Source organism: Paenibacillus sp. (assembly GCF_048976745.1).
Taxonomy (GTDB): Bacteria; Bacillota; Bacilli; order Paenibacillales; family Paenibacillaceae; genus Paenibacillus.
The window spans coordinates 311,620-334,573 of the sequence record NZ_JBHGUU010000005.1; the positions used below are offsets into that span (position 1 = coordinate 311,620).

The following is a 22,954-nucleotide window of genomic DNA, read 5'->3' on the forward strand; positions in this document are numbered from 1 at the left end:
AGCCAATAACGTTGAACATGCCGCTCTGCTCATGCAGGCGGCACGTTTGGCATATCGATCAGCATTGTTAATGAGGAGGAGCATCTATGCAACAACGTGAAACAACCAGGCCTGACCTTCAGCAGATTCGTTACCGACGCAGCACGGCTCTATGGAAAGGAAGTCTATGCTTCCTTTTCCTTCTCTTGTGCGTGAGCCTATTATGGATCATCGTGGACGGGCAAGCCGAAAGACTGGAGACGATATACTATTCCATCGCAGCCGTGCTGGGTATGTGGTTTGTTGGGCCGTTGTTCTTCATGTTCGTCTCACGACTAACCAGAACTCCTGCCGTGTTGTTATCCTGGGATGATGATGCGTTGAGCACGGGTAAACGGAAGATTCCATGGAGCCGGATTCGTAAAGTTGAACCCGCCTCACCTGCCCGCAGCAAGTGGCTCCTGTCTGCTTCTCCCATGATCGTTCTGTTCCTGAAGGACGGCACCCGGGCTCATATTCAAACGGATCATCTACTCAGTAAAAAAGAGCTGAACCAGGCAGTGACTTTGCTTCAGGAGACTTTGCTGGAACAGCAGCAAAAGGGTTGAGTATAGGGATGGATGAGGACAAGCTTCCCCCATATCACTGTGATTTCTCCACACCTATGGACAGGCTGACTTTGTAATTGCCGTAAGGCAGCAATGCTTCCAGAAGTTGTCCAAGTTGCTCTGTGGTGCTGGTCTGCACCCGCATCAGATAACAGCCTTCTCCACTGACGCGATGGACTTCAACGATGTCCTTACGATCAGCAATGAATGTACGAAAAGCAGCATGCCGCTCACCGGAGTTCAAGAAAACCGTGACAAATGCCTGCAGGCCGAGGCCAAGGCGTTCCGGGTTCCATTTTACCGTGTACCCTTCGATTACACCCAGATCTTGCAGCTTGCGCACTCTTGCACCGACGGCCTGTCCTGTGAGATGCACCTCTTCACCGATCTCTTTGTGAGAACGTTTTGCATCCTGAATCAGGATCTCTAAAATACGTATATCTGTGTCATCTATCATTTCATTCATCTTGCTTCAGCAATCCTTTCACGGTGAAATTAGCGTGGCCTAATTCCATTCATCATGTTATGTACGGCGTTAAACGGGTTGTATACCATATAGGGTAATACTATTCAACAACCCGAAGGAGTGCAAATATAATGAAAATTCAATTGATTCGCAATGCTACACTGTGGCTGGAATACGGAGGTCTGAACATTCTTGTTGATCCGATGCTGATGGACGCCGAAGTCATGCCTGCATTCCCTAATACACCCAATGAGTTACGTAATCCAAGGGTGGCTCTGCCTGAAACCGAAACGGATTATCTGAATCCAGATCTGTTGATTGTGACACATACCCATCCGGATCACTGGGATGAAGCAGCGGCAGAACAACTTGGCAAAGACATTCCCCTCATCTGCCAGCCTGGGGATGAGCATGTATTTCTGGGTGCCGGATTCACGAATGTAACCGCCGTAGATGAAAAGCATGAGCATCATTCTGTTCGATTGGCCCGTACATCCGGGCATCATGGCACAGGAGAAATCGGCGAACGTATGGGCAACGTGTCCGGTTTCGTACTTGAAGCAGATGCAGAACCTGTCACGTACATTGCCGGCGATACCATCTGGTGTGATGAACCTGCTGAGGCCATTCGTCAATATGCCCCGGAAGTCATTGTCGTGAATGCCGGAGGTGCACGATTCGTGGAGGGTGATCCCATTACAATGGACGGGCCTGACGTTGTCGCCGTGAAGCGCCATGCGCCGTCTGCTCATGTCATCGCTGTGCACATGGATGCGATTAACCATTGCATGATGTCTCGCACGGATCTTGCCACTTATCTGGCATCCGAGCAGATGGATGGACAGGTACTCATTCCGCGTGATGGCGAAAGTTTTGAGTTTTGAAGCGGAAGCTATGCTGAAGAGAAATAACCTTCCCTTTCCTTATAAAATACAACGAAAAAGCTGGATGCGATGAATTCGCACCCAGCTTTTTATGATTAAGGAAGCATGCTGAGCCGCAGACATCCCTCTCAGGCACCAAGCCTGCCATTGCGCTCCCACGTGTCCCATCCCTTTATGTTAATCCATTACTGCACTTTCAATCGAATTACATTCCATGATGCTTTCGCCAAGCTCGCCGTAATCAGGGTCTCGGATACAACTGCACCCCCTCGATTATGAGGAGCAACACGGTTTGGTTGTGCCGCCGTATTCGATGCTTTGAGATCATCACTTTCCAGCACGATATGCTCGATCAAGCTGCACTTGCCGAAACTGCGCAGATCCACTTCGAGCGGAAGTGATTCTTCCAGATGACGGTTGACTGCAAATACAGTCACTTCCCCCTGCTCTTCGTTATGAACTGCAATACCCTCCAGGTAAGGAACATCCGTGATTTGTTTGGTATCGTATTTTGGTGACTGGATCAATGGTACCAATGCTGTTCCGCGTCCAAACAGGGATGTATGCATGAATGGATAGAAGATCGTCTGTCTCCATGAACCACCACCCGTCTCTGTCATGATCGGCGCAATAACATTCACCAGTTGTGCCAAACATGCCATTTTGACCCGATCCGCATGTTTGAGCATGCTGATCAACATACAACCAACAAGCAGTGCATCCTCGTGGTTGTAGATATCCTCCAGCTGAGGCGGAGCAATCTGCCACGGGTCCATTTTAGAGTCACTTTCATGAGAGTGATACCATACATTCCACTCGTCAAAGGACAGAAACATCGTCTTTTTGCTGCGTTTCTTCGCTTTAATATAATCACAAGTCGCCTTCACCGTATCGATGAAACGATCCATTTCAAGCGAGCGTGCCAGGAACGTTGGCGTATCCTGCTCCTGATTACCATAGTACTGATGCAGGGACAGATACTCCACATGATCATACGTATGATCCAGCACGGTTGCTTCCCAATCCGGGAATGATGGCATATTCAGGTTTGAACTTCCGCAGGCTACCAGTTCAATGGTCGGGTCCGTCCATTTCATGACTTTAGCGGCTTCAACAGCTGCACGTCCATACTCTTCTGCCGTTTTGTGACCGATCTGCCAAGGACCATCCATCTCGTTGCCCAGACACCATGTTTTGATCGCATGCGGCTGTTTGTATCCATGCTTGATGCGAAGATCACTATAATACGAACCTTCCGGATGGTTGCTATACTCTACAATATTTCGGGCTGCATCAGCGCCCCGTGTTCCCAGATTAACGGCCATCATGACTTCGGAATTGGCCTGTTTCGCCCAGTCTACGAATTCGTTGAAGCCAAATTCATTGGTCTCAATCGTTCTCCAGGCCAGTTCCAGTCTGCGCTTGCGTTCAGACACAGGCCCAACCGAATCTTCCCAATTGTAACCGGATACAAAATTGCCGCCTGGATAACGTACAATCGGTACATTCAACTCCTTGACCATCTCCAGCACATCCGTGCGGAAACCCTGTTCGTTCGCTGATGGATGCCCTGGCTCGTAAATTCCGCCATAGACAGCACGCCCCAGATGCTCAATAAAAGATCCGTACAAGCGCTTATCCACTACACCAATAGTAAAATCTTTATCTACCGTCATTTTTGCTTTTTCCATAATGAATTTCAACTCCTTAAGATTAATATAAAAATTAATTGATATTCTATGGATCAACGTTCATATTTATATTAAAATCGATTATAGCCTTAATTTCAACCTGAATTTTGCAAAATGTTATTCTTTTTACTGAATTTATGTTTAACTTAATTCTATACAGAAAAAATGGAGGAACAACTGTGATCAGAGCAAATACCGATGCCGAATGGCTCCCCCTATATGAAGCACTTGCAAGTGAAGTACGTTTACAGATCATCCGCCTTGTTGCAGAGACTCCGATGAATGTGAAAGACCTTGCTGCTTCACTGGGTCTGAGTAGTGCTATCGTGACCATGCATGTCCGCAAACTTCAGGATGTGGGCATTATTCAGTCCAAAATGATACGCAAAGACGGCGGCACACATAAAATGAACAGCCTTGCTGTAGACTGGATTGGCATCTCCATGCCGCAGGAAAGCGGGACAGCGCGCAAACTGCACGAAGTTTCTGTACCTGTGGGACACTACACCCACTTTGACGTATATCCGACATGTGGTCTGGCTACGTCCAATCATGTTATCGGACAGTATGATGATCCTCGTTATTTTCTTGACCCTGAGCGGATGCACGCCCATATTCTGTGGTTTGGCCGTGGATTTGTGGAGTACAAAATTCCAAACTATATCTTATCCGGACAGCAGATCAACGCCATTGAATTGTCCCTCGAGATCGGGTCAGAAGCACCTTCCGTTAATCCAAATTGGCCCTCGGATATTACATTCATGCTTAATGGCATCCGATTGGGGGAATGGACAAGCCCTGGAGATTCTGGCAACGGACGTGGTATGTTCACCCCGGAATGGTGGAGTGACAGTGTCAATCAATACGGCATGCTCAAGGTACTCCGAATTACCAATGAGGGTACGTTTATTGATGGACAACATCTATCCGACATCACACTCGCAGATATCCCGGTTGAACGCAACCAATGGACTCTTCGTCTTTCGGTGGAGGAAGATGCTCAACATGTTGGCGGGCTTACCTTATATGGCGAGGGATTCGGTAACTACGACCAGGACATCCTGTTCCGACTGTACTATCACGATTGAGTTTTTAAAAATAATAAATAACACAAAAACACCTTTCATTCGCCCGTCAAAGGCAGAATGGAAGGTGTTTTGTAATCATAATTCATATGAACATGTGCGAAATATTGAATGTTCTTGTTCCAACTTACAGTGCACTGCCACCAAACAGGAAGCGGTACTCCCAATGTTTGCCGGAGATATCACTAGTTGTTACACCACCGCCAGCGTTAGAATATGTGTGTAATACTTTGCCGTCACCCAAGTAAATCCCTGTGTGGGTAATCGTTGCAGTGGATTTATTAACGCCCGAATACGATGATGCAGAACTGCCTTTATACGACATGAAATACATCAGATCACCGCGTTTCAGGTTCTTCCAGTTGGTCTGAACCGCACCCTTGGCTTTTACATAGGCTCCTTGTTTACGAGAATCCGCTGGAAGCTTGATGCCCAGTGCATCGATGAAAGCCTGACGTACAAAGCTGGAACAGTCAAAAGTGGCTGTGCTGTTACGACTCGCTCCGAATTCATAGGGTGTGCCCAAATATTTCATTCCCGCCGCAATGACTTTTTCCACAGACGCATTGCCTGTTTCTGATGTAGCACTATTCGAACCCGATCCGCTTGTGCCGCCACTAACCGCTTGTGTGTATTTGGATGAAGAAGATATGTAGCCTGTCCGATTAGCAGAATCCTTAACTTTATACCAATCCGAACCGGATTGCTGAAGCACCGTTACCGTTTCCCCTTTAGCGACCAAGCGAACAATCTTCGCAGAAGAAGAAGGTGTTGTGCGTAGGTTTACGCCCCAAATTACTTTTACTTGTGAATTCTCAACAGCAGCTGCCGATACCTGTGCCGTTAGTGCTCCTGTCGTCAGACTTCCCATCAGCATCGTTGCTGTGACACTTGCCGTAATAATCGTTTTCTTCCAATTCATGATGTCGAGTTCCCCCTGATGTTACAGAATTTTAACCTGGCTTGGTTCTCCCGGGCTTGCCCCATTGTAAACGGGCTATCCATAACGTTCATCAGTCAAAAGTCCTGTATTGATATAGACACATTTGAGCACTAAGTATCAGGGTCTGTCCATCACCTGCTGGAAAAATTCACTGCTGATCCCTTCTTTTTGAAAGGTTAAATTATTGTAACTATTTGATATGCTTCATTTTTCCGCAATACAAGAGTTAGGCCATTTCTCATTCAGGACATGCGTCATAAGAACTAGTTTTTAATGTTTAAAATCGCAAATATGGTAAACATTACTATGATTCAATCTCTGAATACCGTTCCCCGAATTCACATTTTTGCCTTCAGCCTTAATACGAATTGGTCAAAATCGCTTAACTTCGAAGGATTGCCATAAAAATAAAAAGAAAAGCCAGGGACTTCTCCCCGGCTTAACCTGTCAACCTGTATGAGTAGTAAATGCTCTACAGCTGTTCCGCCAGCTCATTTAAGGTTCAATCCCCCATACCTTGGCGCCGTCCTGATAAGCAGTAACTTTCGTCCAGGAACTAAAGGCCGTTTGGGTGGAATCAAAGGAATAATCATTCGTTAGATCAAAATTGGTCCAGTTGTTTTTCGAGAAACGTGTCTGGATAATTCCGGTCTCGGCACCCGCAGCCAAGCTGCCAGCTCCCGATTTGAATCCAATCTCCAGATAGGTATCTGCCGTGCCCTTGGCCGGATCTATCGAAACAAAATGCCCTTCCACGTTACCACTGCCAATCTGTGCATAATCACACCAGAAACTCAGATCAGCGGCACTATCCTTTGTGAAATAATACCGGATCTTCACTTTGCTCAAGTCCACAGCAGTTGTGCCCGTATTCTTCACATTAAACTGTGGAGTAATCGCATTGCCTGAAGTTCCTGAACCACCATTGCGATATTGAACTTCAAGCGCTCCCGTTGTGACTGGCGGGGCTAATGGTGTCAACACCAATACATTCGAATTCGTCTGACCACTCGTATTCATGGCTACAACTCTGTAATTGTAAGTTGTACCATTCACCGCTGTAGCGTCGGTATAGGTCAGTGCGGTCAAACCAGTTGCCAGATCAGCATATGCCCCGCTGCCTACCGAACGTTGTACCTTATAACTTGCTGCCCCAGTCGATGCTGTCCATGTCAGTACCGCCTGGGCATTGCCAGCTGTTCCGGTAAGGTTGAATACGCCCGGTACAACCACACCTGCCAACGGTGTTGCAGATGCCTGTGTCGATGGTGCGGACTCACCTACGGCATTCACCGCAGTGATGACATAATAATACGTAGTGCCGTTAGTCAAACCTGTATCCGTGAATGTTGATCCTGTGATTCCTGTCGCTACAGGCGTATAAGGACCACCGTCCACTTCTGCACGTTTTACGGTATACGAGGCTGCACCAGCAGCTGCGTTCCAATTCAATACCACTTGCTCGCTTCCTCCAGTTGCTGTTACACCAGCAGGAGCAGCGGGCACTTCCACTTCCGGACTATCGGAATCGCCGAGCAGACGATCATACTCGCCATACGCTGTAGCCATATCCACCTGTGACCAGAAGCGGTGATACGTAAAGGTAGGTGCTCCGTTTTCCCACTGTTTTGTTGTCGGGTTATACGACGTTTTGTACAGGTTATCCAGGTAAGCCCACGCCGGATCTTGCTTGATGGCTGGTCGCAGATCGGAGTATCCAATGTATACACCATTGCCGCCTTTCGCCGGATCGGATGGTACACCTGCCGTACCCGGAATTGTGTTGCCTTGACCAAAGGTACCAGACCAGTTTGCCGGGATATAGATCTCTTTGGCAAAGAAGCGGAAGTAGTCTTTACGTTCTTCTTCCGTAACAATCCCCACGCCATCATTGTAATCCCAAGCTGTATCCAACAGGGCCTCAGCCAGATCCTTGGCTTCTTGGCCTTTCACGCTAAGTGTGCCATTCTCTGCCTGTGTTCCCGCTGCGAAGAAGGTCAGCGCCTTAACGTAACTTCCCAGAACTCCTGTATCCTGCACTGGATCTTTGGTCGTTACACGGAAATTCGGATTTTCCGTAAATGAACTGAATCCGTTCCATTTGTCCGGTTGCCCCTGCCATTCCTGACCACCCGGAATCCAGAACTCTCCCGGAGCAGGCGTTGTCGCTACCTGAACATTCGTTCCACCCAAAATGCGCTGTCCAGCCGCATTCAGATAATAGCCTTGCGCATCCGTCACCGGACGTTCCCCTACAAACACATAATCCTTACTCCAGTCGATCCACTTCGTGATTACTTTTTTGGCCATCTGGAAGTTCTCAGAGGTCAAATCACCACTCTCCGCAAGAATATAGTACATCTCGGCTACACGCTCCAGCGGCCATGCCTGGAATCCAAACCAGGTGTTGGAATCCGGATCACGATATACTGGTGCTTCTTGATAGGCCATGTCATAGAATGTACTAACGCCTGCCGGATAAGCCGCATAGGAACCACCAATACTGTTGGTTGCTCCCCCGCCAATGGCTCCCTCATGGGTTTGTAGCCAAGTGTAGAATTCCAGCTGACGTTTCAGCGTAGCATTCCAATCAGCCTTCGCTGTTGCTGATTCTGGAATCAAGCCGCCAGCCGGGTCAGACAAGGCATAGGCTGCAACCGGGTTTTGGTAAGCTTGATGGGTATGGCTCGCTCCAATGCGCCAAGCCCAATCCCCACCTTGACCCAAGCCACCGCCCCAAGACGTATACCAAGCCATGAGATACATGTTGGAATCCTTGCCTGTGCCCGGAGTAGGTGTACCGTTCTTTGCACTTCCAATTTTCTGGAAGTATTTATCATACATCCCATAGCGCAGATAGTCCCCCATCTTCTTCGCTTTATCCAGATATTCTGGATTGTTGTATCCCATCTCCTTCGCCCAATACAGCACCTGTACAGCACGTGCATCGGCATCCGTTGCATTGGTGTAACGCCATTGTGCTGACGGTGCCTGATTTTCCTTGGTGAACAAGCTCATGAAACCTTCGTTTGCCTTACCAAAAGATTTATCATCCTGGGATGGATGCGGAATGGCTTCCCACACAGACTCCTGTTCCCCACGCTGGAACGTGTTCACATAGGTAGCCGTATGTGATGGATTCAACAGGTTGCCATATCCATACCAGTCATCCACATCGACCAGCCAGTGCATGAGATAGGTCTGATTGTCACCATAAGTCGCCTTAAGTTCGGCATCAATCGGGTCTTTACCTGCTGCATATTGACCATTAAGTTGCGATGGATATTGATCTGGGAAAGGTTTTTCCCCTGCGTACGTGGCAGGGCTATTTGGATTGTAAAAACTCATGGTAGGCTGCTCTTCTTTGCCATCGCCTTCATTGACCGGGATAATGTATTTTTCCATACTGTCCCATGCTGCTTCCAATTGGGACCAATCTCCCGTGTAGTGACCATACATCGTTTCCAACCACAGCCAGTAACTGTATGCCTCGGACGTCGTCATATGACCATAATCCGGTGCCTCACTCAGCAGGGTCTCAATGGAATGATAAGGTAGACCCTCTGGCGAAAAATATCCGTTCGCCGGATCTTTCAACTGATCATACAATTGCAAAAACCGGGCTTCATTCATGCTGTCTGCCTGAATCTCGATGGCCTGATCTTCGGCATGTGCCGTTTGCGGCCCTGCCCAGAGTCCGGTGTATCCGGTCAACATGACAGTTCCCGCCAGCATGGCTGTTAAACTTTTTTTCGCAGCTGATTTCAACATGAATATATACCTCCCTGTAATAGTGGAAATTGAATATAAGTGCGTGTTGGTCTGCCCATGCTGTCCTTCTGCCTATGATCTTGAGCTAGTTACGGCTCCAAGCCCCATACTTTGGTGTTTCCCTGATACCCGGTGACCTTGTTCCAAGCGGCAAAGGCCGTCTTGGTAGCGTCATAGGAATAGTCATTACTTTGATCGAAATTGCTCCAGTTATTTTTGGAAAAGCGTGCTTGAATCACGCCGGTCTCTGCTCCAGCGGCCAAACTGCCTGCTCCGGACTTGAAGCTGATCTCCAGATACGTATCTGCGGTCCCCTTCGCCGGATCCACTGCGACAAAAGTACCTTCAACATTGGCTGTGCCCATCTCGGCATAATCACACCAGAAGGTCATGTTCTCCGTACCATCCTTGGTGAAATAATATCGGATCTTCACGGTACTGAGATCAATCGCCTGTGTTCCAGTATTTTTCACATTGAACTGCGGGGTCACCGCATTACTCGAATTCCCGGACCCTCCGCTGCGGTACTGCACTTCGAGCGTACCGGTCGTCACCGGAGGCGCAGAAGGCGTCAGTGCCAGGACATTGGACAGCGTCTGTCCGTTCGCATTCACGGCTGCAATCCGGTAATTGTACGTGGTGCCATTCAGCGCTGTTGTATCGGTGTAGGTCAACACGGACAATCCGGTTGCCACATCCGCATATGTCCCGCCTGCCACCGAACGTTGTACCTTATAGCTAGTAGCGCCTGAGGCTGCTGTCCAGGTCAGAACCGACTGTGCATTGCCAGCTATCCCACTCAAAGTCAGGGCTCCCGGCACCGTCGAAGCTGCTTGCGGTGTAGCCGACACCTGTATGGAATCCGATGATTCCCCTGCTGAATTCACAGCAGTCACTACATAATAATAAGTGGTCCCATTCGTCAGCCCCGTATTCGTATAGTTCAATCCATTAACACCTGTCGCAACGGTTGTATATGGTCCTCCACTTACCTCGGCACGTTTCACAGTATACAATTCGGCTCCAGATACAGCAGCCCAAGTCAGATTAATCTGACTGCTTCCCGCTACAGCCTGCACGCCAGCAGGCGCGCCTGGAACCGTACCTGGTGTAACACCAGGCTCCTGTCCGTACACCTTCACACCTGCATCATAGACTGGAAGGTATATGCTCTTCACAGGAGTGCCTGTAGTCAGCGTCTGAAACGAATGATCATTGCTTGCATTCCATGCGCCCTGCGGGCCTGTAATGCGGAACTGGACTTCTTTGCGATAATTCCCCTCCCCACCTGGATAGATCTTCGTATTGCTGAAGTTCGCCGTAATGGCATAGATATGCTGGGCTGCATTCACCACAACGGGTTGGGATACCGTGGCTCCCTCTGTATAGGTGGTTGTCACTTGAACGTCCGATACCGTACGTCCAGCAGCATACACTTCACTCAAATCCAGGAAATATTTAAAAGACAGCTGATCTCCCATTTTGGCAGGCCAAGCGGAACGATTATTCAGCTGTGCCCGGATTTCCGTATAATTGCTACCGGATGATTTGATGGCAGCCTCCACAAAGAACTCATCTCCCTTCACCTCAGGTGCAGGAAAGTTCGCAAGGGGCTGATGATTCTGACCAAACAGCAAATTCATCTTGGCCAGTGCGCCGGTAAAACCAGCATTGTAATCGGTTGCAACCTCATTACTCACGTAATCCCCGATATCATCGGTATATCCATCGGATGCATCCGGTCCACCGACCATGGCACCATACAGAATGTGGCGATGGTTAGCCGGAATATCTTCGTTATTCAGCCATGAACCGTGAGCAGTCCGATGATGCGGATGTTGGGGTGCATTTTGCCCGTATCCGACCACATAACTGCTCTGACGCGGGTTATCGCCCAGAATGTAGTTCATTTGTGAGACAGCGAAATCCTGATATCTTGATTTTTTCACAGGATCATTGACCCAGTCGGAGTACACAAAAGAAATAAAGGAAGCATTGGCTGCATAGCGGAGTGAGCCCCACTGATCCAACCAGGCAAGACCTCCTGGCGTATACTTGACTCGTGTCCCATTAACTCCAATTGTCCAGTAATCCAGATTGCGTTCAGTTGACTGAATAAATCTCGTCGCCTCCGGCATGTTCAAACTGGACGTAATACGGGCAAGCAGGATCTGGGCACCATAATGTTTACTGTCCCAACCTTGTGTCCAGGTATACGGCCAATTGGCTGAGCCTCCGCTAGTAGACCACCGGTCCGTAGCTGCAATGGCTTTGGACAAGTAAGCGCTATCATTAGTGGCTAAATAAAGCCATGCTCCACCCCATGCCAGCTCGTCTTCGTACCCTGTCCACGAGTTATAGAACGCTGCAGCATCAGTGATACAATCGGTGTATTTCCCCCGATATGTATCTGCGAAGTTGTACAACTCTTCTGCATGTTGAAGCAGTCTGGCCGAATATGCCGGATCATCATCTGCAAATACAATCGAGGACGCTGCCAGCGCTGCAGCCGTTTCTGCTGCCAGATCACTGCCCGGACAGGAAGCATCGATCTTGAACGACGGACGGTTCATCTGCATGACTTCTGCGGGCCCCCACCAGGCATGGTCGGTATTACCTGCCCCGACTTGTCCCCATAATTCATTGGGTTTCGTATGCGCTTTCATAAAATAATCGGTTGCCCATCGGATATTATCCTTGATCTCCTCCAGTTGTCCCGCTTGCTCATATCCGTCGCTATATTCCACGACAGACCAGGCGAGCATCGTGGCGGAAGCAGCCATCGGAAAACCAAACTTCACGTGATCTCCGGCATCATACCATCCTCCGGTCAGATCAACGCCTACATCAGCCCCATCCTGCATGCCCGAATTACCACGCCATTCGACCCGATTACTCGCTGGCAATGGGCCCGAACGCTGGGCTTCATAGAAGTAAATGGCCTTTTGCAAAGCTTCTGCATAGTTCTGATTTCCGGCGGCCGCATCCGCCTTATGAAGTCCTGTGCCCATCGAAAAACTCCCTGCCAGTAGTCCTGCCGATAACGCGATCATGGCGACTCGTCTCCACCAGCTCCCCTTCATGTTCAACTATTCATCTCCTCTTCAAGAATATTCCGTATGCATTACTCTGGACTGCGAGTATATATCGCTCCTCTCCATGGTGTATTTCAGTGTAACTTCCACCATTAATTACCATTATAGTCTTTTGTTTAACTTGCTATATAAGCGTTGGTGACTTCTGAAATAACATTGTTGTGACCTCCCCTGCGTCATGCGACAAAAAAAGCTGTTTCTCTGACGCATATGCGCGTTAGAGAAACAGCTTCTCGATATTGGTATAATCAGCACTACAAATCAAATGGCATTTCTGACCATCCCGTCTGTATGTTACTCTTCACTTTAGGTATCAGAACATCTGATGGTTAGACTTTGAACTTGTTAATCTGCTCCTGCAGTTCTTCGGCCATTTTGGATAATGAACCTGCGGATGATGCGATCTCTTCCATGGAAGCCAACTGCTGTTGAGTTGCGGCAGATACATTATGCACCCCGCCTGCTGCCTCTCCGGCAATGTTAGATATCTGACTTGCATATCCTACAACCTCAGTTGTACTAGCCGACATTTCCTCTGAACCTGCAGATACTTCTTGGATTTCGCCTGCTACTTTGTTGACCGCATCCGAGATCTGCTCGAACGCTTGTCCTGCCGCAGTAACCATCTCGATTCCTGCTTCGGTCTCACTGCTGTTTACTTTGACTGCCTGAACAGCATGATCCGTATCTTTCTGAATCAATTGAACGAGATCCGTAATTTTTTGCGCAGATGCGGAAGATTCTTCAGCCAGCTTACGCACTTCTCCCGCAACTACAGCGAAACCACGTCCATGCTCTCCTGCTCGTGCGGCTTCAATGGCTGCATTCAGTGCAAGCAGATTGGTCTGCCGGGCAATGTTGTTAATTACCTCGGTAATGGTACCAATCTCTGCTGAACGTTCCCCCAGCCCTGTAACCAATTCTGTAAGTGAAGCAATGGAATTTCGAACAGAACCCATCTGTTCAACCGCCTGCTGAATAATCATGTTTCCTTCGGAAGACTGATTCGCCGCATCCACAGCAGATACGGACACACTTTGAGCAAGCTCGGCAATCTGCTCCGACCCAAGAGCCATCTCATTCATCGCCTGTGAAGAACGCTTCACAATATCGACTTGTTCAGACGTACCTACAGCCAGTTCTTCTACCGTTTGGGAGATCTGTTCCGAAGCTTGGGTATTCTGTTCCGCACTTGCCAGAAGCTCCTCCGATGAAGCGGCTACCTGTTCGGAAGTCATCGATACCGATTCAATCATCTCGCGCAGATTACCCGTCATTGTATTAAAGGAACTAGCCAACGTCCCTAATTCATCCTTATTCTTGAGTACAATTTTCTCACCTGTCAGATCACCACTTGCGATTGCCAAGGCAGCTTCATTCATCTTTTTGATTGGACGTGAGATGATGCTGGCAATGAAGAAAGCAATGAACATCGCAACCAGGAAGGCAAAAATCGTTACTGCCAAAATCACATTAAATGTATTCTCTGCCAATACAACAGCATCACCCGTTGCCGCTTGCGATCCTTCATTGCCCAACGTAATTAACTTGGCAAGTGTGTCGTTTGCTGTATACCACATTGGATAGGCCTCCGTATGGAGTTTACTTGCTCCTTCATAATCGTTAGCCAAACCTAATTCGATGAATGCAGGCATTTTTGCGAGGTAGGCTTCATAATTCGTGCTAAAATCCTCATTATACAGCTTAAGTGCTGCTTCGTTGTCTGCAATGTACGTTTGCAACTGTTTGCGCTCATCTTCAATCTTCGTAAGAAGCAGCTGTAACGCTTCATTCAGCTTAGCCGATTCGTCTTCGTTCTGTTCAACGATGACTGCAAGCGCCAAACGCTCTACATCCGAAACATCGCCGTTCATCATGCCCAGCAGGCTTACACTCGGCATCCAGGTCTCATCCACTTCACTCGATTTGCCAGACATTACATGAATCTGTATTAACGAATAGACACTTACAAAAACCAGCAGAATCACGACTGCTAGAAAACCAGCCAGTAACTTGCCTCGAATCGTTAACTTTAATTTCCCCAACATGTTCCCCCGCGTGTCTTCCACATTTCCCACTCCTCAACTTAGCGCATAAACTTATGCATATGAATAATATATCGTCACCTGTAGTCATGAATTGTAGATGTTAGAATTCGATTTCTATAAATTTCAGGTAACTTCGAACATAACGCAAAAGAAGTCTCCCATCTTTGGAAAAAACCAGAGATACGAGACTTCTTTATTCAACAAAACTATCACGATTTCGCTCCATATTCCGTTCAATCGCTAACGAAAAACACGCCGGTGTATGTTAATGAAAAAGTCGGGAACCGACTTGGGATAATTGCGGTTCTTGATCAGAATCACACTAATCAGACTACCCAGAAGGAATCCACCCAGAATATCTCCTGGATGATGTACACCTACATATACACGAGACACCCCTGTCAACACAGCAAGTAACAGCATCCATAACCCGAAGCGCCGTCCAATACAGAATGAAGCAGCCGCGAGAGCAAATACAAGGAAGCATGTTTACTTGGAAAGGAAGGGTCAGGTACATGCGCAACCAGTTGATGCACCGGCCCTTCTACAAAAGGCCTTGGATGACCTACTGCTGATGATATCCCCCATTACACCAAAAAGATTATATTTTTACATAATAAATATACACTAACTATTTGTCTAACAATCCTCACATTGACCGAAGTTACGAAATCAAAGAGGACATTTTGCTTTCTTTTTGTTAAACTAGTTTGGGTTACATATCAGTTCAATCATAGAAAGGTGAAGATTATGCTTAAAAAATGGTTATGGGGTACAGCCCTGACCCTGATACTTGCTGTCACAGGTATCATTGTATATTACGGATATTCGATTGTTCATTTTGCCAATAGCATCTCAACCGCTTCCGGGACTTCATCCAACTCTTCCTCTTCCGGCACAGACAGCGATTCCGACACCCCAACGACAACGATTCCCAGATGGGAGGGCCAGGAACGGGTGAATATTCTGCTGCTTGGCGGGGACTCCAGAGGTGATGATGCAGGACGCTCAGACTCGGTCATGGTCGCTTCCATTGATCCTGTCACCAAGAAAGCCCATCTATTCTCTGTTCTGCGGGATACCTATGTCGCAATCCCCGGTCATGGAAAGAGCAGGCTCAATGCAGCCTTTTCCTACGGAGGTGCAGAGCTGACCAAACAAACCGTCAGTGATCTGCTCGGTATTCCCATTCAGCATTATGTCTACACGGACTTTACAGGCTTCATGGCACTCGTTGATGCGGTAGGCGGTATTGAGATTGATGTCGAGAAAGATATGTATTACACCAGTAAAGCAGATAAACATATGTACGACATCGATTTAAAAAAGGGATTGCAGCATATGGACGGCAAGACTGCCCTTCAATATGTTCGGTTCCGGCATGATGCCACATCCGATTTTACGCGCACCGAACGGCAGCGAATCTTCATGACCGAACTGGCCAAGAAGATGCAGAGCACCACTTCGCTCTTCAAAATCCCGGATATCCTGGAAGCGATCGCACCCTATATAGAGACGGATCTTAGTCCAACTCAGATGTTGAAACTCGCATCCCTTGGCTTCGATATCCATGCGAATGAAATAGACCAGCAGCAGATTCCACCCAACAAGCTGCTCACCAATGAACGGGTCGGCTCAGCCCAGGTGCTGGGTGTCGATGTAACCAAACTCCAGTCCTATATTCAGAAAATGTTTGAAGAAGATGCCGCATCTTCGCAGCCCCAATCATCAGACGAACAGAACTGAGAATAACAGGCATGAAATGAAGCAATTATTGAACAACATGTATTTCAGTTTTATACCAACAAAGAAGACGGCCAAAGCCGTCTTTTTTAATACCTATTTTCTCCATTTAATGCAGTCTTAATGTTTAACAGGTACCCTTATATGATGAACTCCGGTTCCTGGAGGGAGGATTACATGTGAAAAAAACGCGAATAGCGGAATGGACTGAGCTGCGGGGCATTGCCTTTCTGGCGATCGTCATGCAGCATAATATCGCTGAGTATATCTATCGTGCCGATATTGAACAACCGGATTCCATTATGCTGACGATGATCTATCATCTGACCCGGTTTGGTACGCCAACGTTTGTATTTCTATCGGGTGTAATGTTGTTTTACCATCACCGTAACACCAAACCGGATTATCCTCGCTTCATTCGAAAACGATTTGGCGATATCTATATGCCGTTTGTGGTATGGACACTCATCTATTGGCTTGCTGTCCGTATATTCACCCCCGCGTTCTGGTTTGCAGGCATACCGGATATGCGCAGTCTTGTTCGTGAGCTGTTTGTTCCACAGACGGGATATCATCTCTGGTTTGTCATTATGGTGTTTCAGTTCTATATTCTGTTCCCCCTGTTTTGGACAGGAGCAAACGCCATTCAAAGACGTATCCAAAATGTCATGCGTTTCACGCCCACGCAAGTTATTGTGGCACTAATTCTATTTGCAGCTGCATTCTACGCCCTGCTTATGAAATGGTCCTACTATAATATGGGCGGCTGGACAGAATCCATGTCTGAACCATGGTCAACATTGCTGCAATATCGCTCCTATTCATGGGTGATGTACTGGTTCTACTTTTTACTGGGTGCCGTATGTGCCTGGTCAGTGGATAGCTGGAGGAGTTGGACCACGAAGGTACTCCCATGGACGATCTGTCTGTTTATAGGGATGTATATATGGCTTGGTTACGATGTGCTGCGTGGGTCCGGGGAAGTTGTTAATCTGAATATCTCCACCTATCTGAAACCAACCACATTCCTGATCATTATAGCTCAGATGTTTATGATGTATGGTTTACTTGTACTGATGCGGGGCAAAGACACACGCTTTCAGCGATTGTTAGCCTGGATTGGCCGCTATTCGTTTGGGGGATATCTGGTTCATGCACTGGTTATCTACGCGATTGCTTACGTAACCAGACCGCTTCAACTCAGTGGATGGCATCTGCCTGTGACGTTGCTATCGTTCCTTGTAACGGTTGGTATTGCTCTTGCAATCAGCTGGGCACTCTCCAAGCTACCTGGCTCACGTTTTACCGTAGGGTTAATGCGCAAACCACGTTTAACCCCCAATCCATCAGCTGCTGTGGACAAAAGAAATTCACCTGAGCGAACGCCGTCACCCGGCGCAACTCGAAGTCCGGGAACAAGTGAGCCGTTTTAAAATAAAGAAGAGCGTCCCCTCACGGAGACGCTCTTTTTATTTTACTTCGCTCGAAGTTGATCGTCCAGGAACAGGTTCCTGAGGACCTGGAGCTGGATGCACATTGCCCTTCTGATTCACAAACCTCTTCAGATCACCCGTTAATTGTTCCTTCAGCTTGTCCACCAACTGCGTTTCGCTAATGCCTTTTGCTTGAGCAATCTCCGCCAGGGATTTCCCTCCCAGAAGCTGCTCGTGCAGTTGAGCAGGAGTGAGTCCAATAAACCGGGCAATTTCGCCCTTATCTACCATGGAACGTTTGCCATGGTGGGCAAATTCACGTCGCAAATCACGCAGCGGGGTATTGATGACCTTTTTTAACTTGGTATCCATGTCCGCCTTTGTGGCTGCAGCTTGCTCCTTGGTGAGACAACCTTCTTCTACAGCTTGATCCAGACGCTGTGCCAGTGTAGGCTTCAACTTCTCCAATAACTGCTCCTCACTAAGTCCCTTACGCTCCTTGGCAATCTGGGACAATGTTTTGCCAAGTTCCATCTGCTCTTTTAGATCCCGAAGTCCAATCCCAAGCAAGTCTGCCGTCTCACCAATCATGAACAGACTGTGTCCTGCCTGCATGCATGGCTTCGCTGGTTTCCCGGAGGAAGAAGCTTTTGACACATCTTCATGTTCCTCAAACCGAACCGTTGAATCAGCGAATGTTACATGACCTGTTGCTGCTGTTATGACTACGGCTGCCATTCCGGCTACCATCCATGTTTTCCATTTCAAATTCATTTCTCTGCCGCCTTTCCGATGTCGAAATCCTGTGCCTTCCTAGTTTGAGCCTAAAATCCACTTTTTTATGCCATAAAATACAAAAAGTCATCATTTTTCTCACAATTGATCACAAAAAATCCTATTTTTTTCAGTTTATTTCCGCTATACTAAATGTAACTTCATGATCTATATCAGTTGAACTACATATTATTTACACTGACACTACGCTGACAGAACAACCTTCCAATCGCTGTTATCCCCAGATTTTTTTTGATTCCTTTTTTCAAGGGGAAAATCCGGTGATAAAGGCGAAGCGTATGCTTCCGATGCAGCTTTCTTCCAGAAAGCTTTTAGCTTCGCTTTTTCAGGTTCTTTCTGTCCTCTCCGTTATCGTGTAAATGATTATTTCAACTAATATAGTTGAACAGTCCTTAGTCACCTTATCGCAGGAAGGACGAGATGTAACGATGCGGAGAGATTGGTTGGATCCGTTTAGATCCGATCTGGAGGTCGTGTTCGCTTCAGCGGAACAACTCGTACGGAAATATCCCGAACCCTTGTCAGGACATGCATTAGAGCAACTTCATTCGGTTAATCCCCTGTTACGAGATTCGGGGCACAGTTATATCGGATATATCATCCCACTTTGGATGCAAGACTCACACAAACTCCCTCAAGAGAAAGCACACCAATTAAGTACAGCCTGTCTCATTTACATGTTATATTTTCTGAATCAAGACGACGTGATGGATGAACAACCGGAGAATGCCACACTGAAGTTATCCCTGGGGAATCTATATTACATGGATGCACTTCAATCTTACTCGGTATTATTCAATCCTTCCTCCACGTTCTGGATCTATTTCAGACAATATGTAGTGGATTGGGCCGTGAGTGTTACCGGTGAGCATTCCATTGATTATTTCCAACAGAATCCCTTGTTGATTGCGCAAAAGGCTGCCCCCCTGCTCATTGGAGCTACTGGCGCACTCCTTCTGCTGAATCAGTCCAACCAGCTCATCCCGGTGTGTTCTGACATCAACATCACACTCATGACACTCCAAATGACCGATGACTTCACAGACACGCAACAAGATGCTGTGCACGGAAACTACAACAGCTACCTCTCCCACATATCCGCAGCACTGAATCACAACTATCCAGTTCATCCTCTAAGCGAACGTATACATGACAATGTATACAATACACAACTCATGAACTCTTACGTAGACATTGCTATTCACTATAAATGTACATTAACATCGTCTAACTTAGGAATATCGCATCTCGAGGCGTTTGATTCTTATTTATGCAGCACTTTAGTACAAGCTGTTCAGGACATTACACACCGGAAGAAACGGCTCCTCCAAGGCGGGTTTCATCACTGGATCAGCGAGCAACAGTTGAAATTCTGAACATGAGGACTAAGCTGATTCAGTTTAATTTCAAATATGAAGGGAATGTTGACGATGATGGTATCAGAGAAAACGTTGCATGAGGATATTATTGAAAAGGCTTGGACTGACGAGCACTTCAGACAACAATTGCACTCCAATCCGAAGCAGGCGCTTCGTGAAGCTTTCGGTATCATAATCCCGGAGCACATTCAGGTACGTACCGTTGAGGAGCAGCAGAATGACTATGTGCTTGTCATACCTCCCAATCCTTCCAAAGTAAATTATGATGTGAATTGTGGACCTTGGAGAAGTTAAACCGGGTGAGTTAAATTGGTAAGGTAAGAAATCAGGGGTAGGAACAAAAAAAGCCGCTGTATCCTTCTTTGAGTTCGTCATTCGACGAACTCGGCAAAAGATACAACCGCTTCTGTTCCTACCCCTTTGGTGCTTGTAAAGCTGATCTGTCCTTGCATCGCTTCAACAATCCGGAATGTCACCATCATGCCCAAACCTGTGCCTTTGATTTTATTGGAGAAATAAGGCTCGCCCAACCGGGAGAGGGCTTCCTCGTCCATTCCTTCTCCGTTATCCCTAACATGTACCTTAATCATGCCATCCTGCTTGTACGCCCAGATATCAATCTGGCCTTGTCCCTGCAAAGCTTCAATACTGTTCTTGATAATATTGATAAAAGCCTGCTTGAACTTCGAGGAATTGCCCCGAATATATAAATCTGGCGGAATATCGGTTGTGATTTTGCCACCTTCCAGATTAGCCATCGGTACAAGAATACCTTCAATATGATTGAACTCATCCGAGATATTAAGCGAGATAATGTGGTCAAACTCAGGTTTGGCAAAGGTAAGAAAGTCTGTTATGATGCCCGAAGCCCGATCAAGTTCCTCCAGTGCAATACGTACATACCCCTTATTTTTGTTGTCTTCCTGTTCTGTCATAAGTTGCAGGAACCCTCTTGTCACTTGAAGCGGATTACGTACTTCATGGGCAACGGAAGCGGCCAATTCGCTAATAATCTCCATCTTCTCCGATCGTTGCAACTCATTGTTAAACAACTCCAGTTCCTTGGAATACTCTAGAACTTTGGTGTGTTTTTCGGCAAAACGACTTCCGAGAATGGCAATCAGCGAGATCACAAATGCAACCATGGACCATTTCCACCATAACAGATGATACGTCCCACTCCGCTGATAATACCACAACAGTTCAGCCACACTGATCAAGGCAAATGTACCGAATCCCGTCGCAAGCAGCATAGCTTCCCGATTTCGTTGCAGCGCTTTGGCGATGGTACCCACCAACAGGATTGTCAGCAGAATGACCAGCACCATGCCAACCACACGCTGTACGAGCAAATTATAGAGGAACTCCCATTGCCCACCTGAGGTAACATAGATACATAGAGAGAACACAGCGATAACTGAATATATGAATAGTATTTTTCGCAGTTTGGTGAAGATTCCATGCAGTCCTGGTCCGATGATCTGTTCAAAAAAATAACATAACGCTGGCATACCCAGCAGCATTGCGAGATCAAACACTACGGAATACAGGTCACCATATACCTGATAGAATGTATACAAAAATTGCGAGTACGTGATGATCATTGTGCCGATGGAACCCATAACCATACATAGTGAGATCCATAATCCCTTATGGAATTTGCCAAGGAAGAACGTACAACTCAGCATCGTAATCGCTGTGAAGACAAAGGTCGCGCCCAAAATGACATCAATAAGCCCGTTATGAATATATTTCTCCTGTAACGCGGCATAAGGTCCAACCTGGACAGTACCTTGTATGCCCAGACGACCTTTCTCATTTTGCGACCATACATAGAGCGTGTCACCCGAATTTTCGCTGGATAAGGGCAGCAACACAGCATTATTATCATAATTGTAATGGTAGTTCTCGTAGACCTTGCGGTCCTCCAGATAGATAACAATATGATTGCCTTTAATGTTCTCAAATCGAATGGCTGAACTTTCCTCACTCAATTCAGGGATGGTCAGGCGAGTCCATAAGGAACTCGATCGATCCGTATTGCTATACTCCAACTTATCGATGCCCTGCTTTTCCCATATCTCGTCTGCTCCCTTAACCTCACTAATGAACCCTTGATCGTCAACGTTCCCCCATTTTACTTCCCATCCTGTAATGGATACAGGTTGCTGAATCGCTCCTGTAGTTGCAAAGACTATCCCATGTGGCATACCTAGAACAATCAATACACTCATCCATAAGATGACGATAGCTTTGGGCACATTTTTCATTCACAGCACCTCAAAGTTCCAATTTTCCCTATCTTAGATTCTCTCATTTATCATTCGCCACCATTTGTCACGTCACCTTCTTGAGATAAAATGAAATTTCACATTTAAGTCGATTTATAGTTTTATTTCCATTTTATTGTTAAAGTTGTTCAGTTAATCACGTAAATCTTCGTACTGATTCTCTATCATTTCCCGTTCTTTCTGTTCAACTTGACTGCGGAATTCAAGCCACTGTTCTGTTTCTTCATCATCATAGATGGTCCATATATCGGAAAAAAGGAAATCCCGCAACTGGACAACTTGTCCGGACCATATTCCACCTACCCAAAATAAACCGTCTGGACGACGGATGACGGTACGGGAGAACCCGGGTGTGGACGCCTTTTGCCCGATACGGATGCGTGTAATCATATTGCCCAGTGTGAACCAGTCCACTTGAGATCCCTCCCTTACATATTCAAGCTTCATCATAACATAGGCAAAACAGGAAATGCTTTAAAAAGGGCGGCTGCGATTCAATCCTTTGCTCAGGGTGTAATGGTTTCTCAAAGCAAACAAACACACTAAGGAGATGATTGTATTGAATGAGCCACATCGTACGGTTGAGGTAGAACATAAGGATATTCAGCATAAATCGGATTCAAGTATGGTCGCTTCCACATTTATTAAATATGCCGCTTATGTCCTTATCTTTTTCGGATTCTTATACTTCCTGGTTAAATACGTATTCCCCAAATTCTAAGGCATTCATATCGTAGCGAACA

17 protein-coding genes and 1 pseudogene are annotated in these 22,954 nt (G+C 46.9%); 8 read left to right on the plus strand and 10 right to left on the minus strand.

What is annotated here, in order from left to right; all coding sequences use genetic code 11:
• Positions 1 to 86 precede the first annotated feature (86 nt).
• Complete coding sequence (locus tag ACE3K2_RS05185; protein WP_421887535.1) at positions 87 to 587, plus strand: hypothetical protein; 501 nt, start codon at positions 87 to 89, stop codon at positions 585 to 587.
• A gap of 34 nt (positions 588 to 621) precedes the next feature.
• Here ACE3K2_RS05185 and ACE3K2_RS05190 read toward each other — a convergent pair whose 3' ends face one another.
• Positions 622 to 1,053, minus strand: a complete 432-nt coding sequence (locus ACE3K2_RS05190; RefSeq protein WP_421887538.1) for an Lrp/AsnC family transcriptional regulator — start codon at positions 1,051 to 1,053, stop codon at positions 622 to 624.
• 131 nt (positions 1,054 to 1,184) lie between these two features.
• On the opposite strand from ACE3K2_RS05190, the gene ACE3K2_RS05195 reads away from it, so the two are divergent.
• Entirely contained in the window at positions 1,185 to 1,937 is a 753-nt protein-coding gene (locus ACE3K2_RS05195; RefSeq protein ID WP_421887541.1) for an MBL fold metallo-hydrolase, read from the plus strand.
• A 185-nt stretch (positions 1,938 to 2,122) separates the two neighbouring features.
• On the opposite strand, the gene ACE3K2_RS05200 is transcribed toward ACE3K2_RS05195, so the two are convergent.
• Positions 2,123 to 3,628 (minus strand): alpha-N-arabinofuranosidase, encoded by a 1,506-nt coding sequence (locus ACE3K2_RS05200; protein ID WP_421887544.1) that lies wholly within the window; start codon positions 3,626 to 3,628, stop codon positions 2,123 to 2,125.
• 179 nt (positions 3,629 to 3,807) lie between these two features.
• On the opposite strand from ACE3K2_RS05200, the gene ACE3K2_RS05205 reads away from it, so the two are divergent.
• Positions 3,808 to 4,716: an ArsR/SmtB family transcription factor gene (locus ACE3K2_RS05205; RefSeq protein ID WP_421887547.1), complete on the plus strand. Its 909-nt coding sequence runs from the start codon at positions 3,808 to 3,810 to the stop codon at positions 4,714 to 4,716.
• 124 nt (positions 4,717 to 4,840) lie between these two features.
• Here the strand turns inward: ACE3K2_RS05205 and ACE3K2_RS05210 are convergent, their stop codons facing one another.
• The 5 genes and pseudogenes from ACE3K2_RS05210 to ACE3K2_RS05230 form a co-directional block, all read right to left on the minus strand.
• Positions 4,841 to 5,635, minus strand: coding sequence for a C40 family peptidase (locus ACE3K2_RS05210; protein ID WP_421887550.1), 795 nt, complete (start codon positions 5,633 to 5,635; stop codon positions 4,841 to 4,843).
• A 516-nt stretch (positions 5,636 to 6,151) separates the two neighbouring features.
• Entirely contained in the window at positions 6,152 to 9,427 is a 3,276-nt protein-coding gene (locus tag ACE3K2_RS05215; protein ID WP_421887553.1) for a glycoside hydrolase family 48 protein, read from the minus strand.
• An 89-nt stretch (positions 9,428 to 9,516) separates the two neighbouring features.
• Complete coding sequence (locus ACE3K2_RS05220) at positions 9,517 to 12,510, minus strand: glycoside hydrolase family 9 protein (RefSeq protein WP_421888360.1); 2,994 nt, start codon at positions 12,508 to 12,510, stop codon at positions 9,517 to 9,519.
• A gap of 341 nt (positions 12,511 to 12,851) precedes the next feature.
• The gene (locus ACE3K2_RS05225; RefSeq protein WP_421888363.1) at positions 12,852 to 14,570 is read right to left on the minus strand and encodes a methyl-accepting chemotaxis protein; all 1,719 of its coding nucleotides are present in this window, start codon (positions 14,568 to 14,570) and stop codon (positions 12,852 to 12,854) included.
• Positions 14,571 to 14,810: 240 nt separating this feature from the next.
• Positions 14,811 to 15,041: pseudogene (locus ACE3K2_RS05230) on the minus strand (phosphatase PAP2 family protein); the annotation flags it as partial.
• Between the two features lie 279 nt (positions 15,042 to 15,320).
• Between ACE3K2_RS05230 and ACE3K2_RS05235 the strand changes: the two are divergent.
• Both ACE3K2_RS05235 and ACE3K2_RS05240 read left to right on the plus strand, forming a co-directional pair.
• Positions 15,321 to 16,316 (plus strand): LCP family protein, encoded by a 996-nt coding sequence (locus tag ACE3K2_RS05235; protein ID WP_421887556.1) that lies wholly within the window; start codon positions 15,321 to 15,323, stop codon positions 16,314 to 16,316.
• Positions 16,317 to 16,492: 176 nt separating this feature from the next.
• On the plus strand, positions 16,493 to 17,746 hold the full coding sequence (locus ACE3K2_RS05240) for an acyltransferase (RefSeq protein ID WP_421887559.1): 1,254 nt from the start codon (positions 16,493 to 16,495) through the stop codon (positions 17,744 to 17,746).
• A gap of 36 nt (positions 17,747 to 17,782) precedes the next feature.
• Here ACE3K2_RS05240 and ACE3K2_RS05245 read toward each other — a convergent pair whose 3' ends face one another.
• Positions 17,783 to 18,520 carry a hypothetical protein gene (locus tag ACE3K2_RS05245; RefSeq protein ID WP_421887562.1) on the minus strand — a complete coding sequence of 246 codons (738 nt, stop codon included), beginning with the start codon at positions 18,518 to 18,520 and terminating at the stop codon, positions 17,783 to 17,785.
• A 464-nt stretch (positions 18,521 to 18,984) separates the two neighbouring features.
• On the opposite strand from ACE3K2_RS05245, the gene ACE3K2_RS05250 reads away from it, so the two are divergent.
• Together ACE3K2_RS05250 and ACE3K2_RS05255 are read left to right on the plus strand one after the other, a co-directional pair.
• Complete coding sequence (locus ACE3K2_RS05250) at positions 18,985 to 19,917, plus strand: hypothetical protein (protein ID WP_421887565.1); 933 nt, start codon at positions 18,985 to 18,987, stop codon at positions 19,915 to 19,917.
• Positions 19,918 to 19,971: 54 nt separating this feature from the next.
• Complete coding sequence (locus ACE3K2_RS05255; RefSeq protein ID WP_017690236.1) at positions 19,972 to 20,214, plus strand: NHLP leader peptide family RiPP precursor; 243 nt, start codon at positions 19,972 to 19,974, stop codon at positions 20,212 to 20,214.
• Between the two features lie 77 nt (positions 20,215 to 20,291).
• Here the strand turns inward: ACE3K2_RS05255 and ACE3K2_RS05260 are convergent, their stop codons facing one another.
• Together ACE3K2_RS05260 and ACE3K2_RS05265 are read right to left on the minus strand one after the other, a co-directional pair.
• Positions 20,292 to 22,190 carry an ATP-binding protein gene (locus tag ACE3K2_RS05260; protein ID WP_421887568.1) on the minus strand — a complete coding sequence of 633 codons (1,899 nt, stop codon included), beginning with the start codon at positions 22,188 to 22,190 and terminating at the stop codon, positions 20,292 to 20,294.
• Positions 22,191 to 22,343: 153 nt separating this feature from the next.
• Entirely contained in the window at positions 22,344 to 22,625 is a 282-nt protein-coding gene (locus tag ACE3K2_RS05265) for a hypothetical protein (protein WP_421887572.1), read from the minus strand.
• 145 nt (positions 22,626 to 22,770) lie between these two features.
• On the opposite strand from ACE3K2_RS05265, the gene ACE3K2_RS05270 reads away from it, so the two are divergent.
• Complete coding sequence (locus ACE3K2_RS05270) at positions 22,771 to 22,932, plus strand: hypothetical protein (protein ID WP_339303713.1); 162 nt, start codon at positions 22,771 to 22,773, stop codon at positions 22,930 to 22,932.
• Positions 22,933 to 22,954 lie beyond the last annotated feature (22 nt).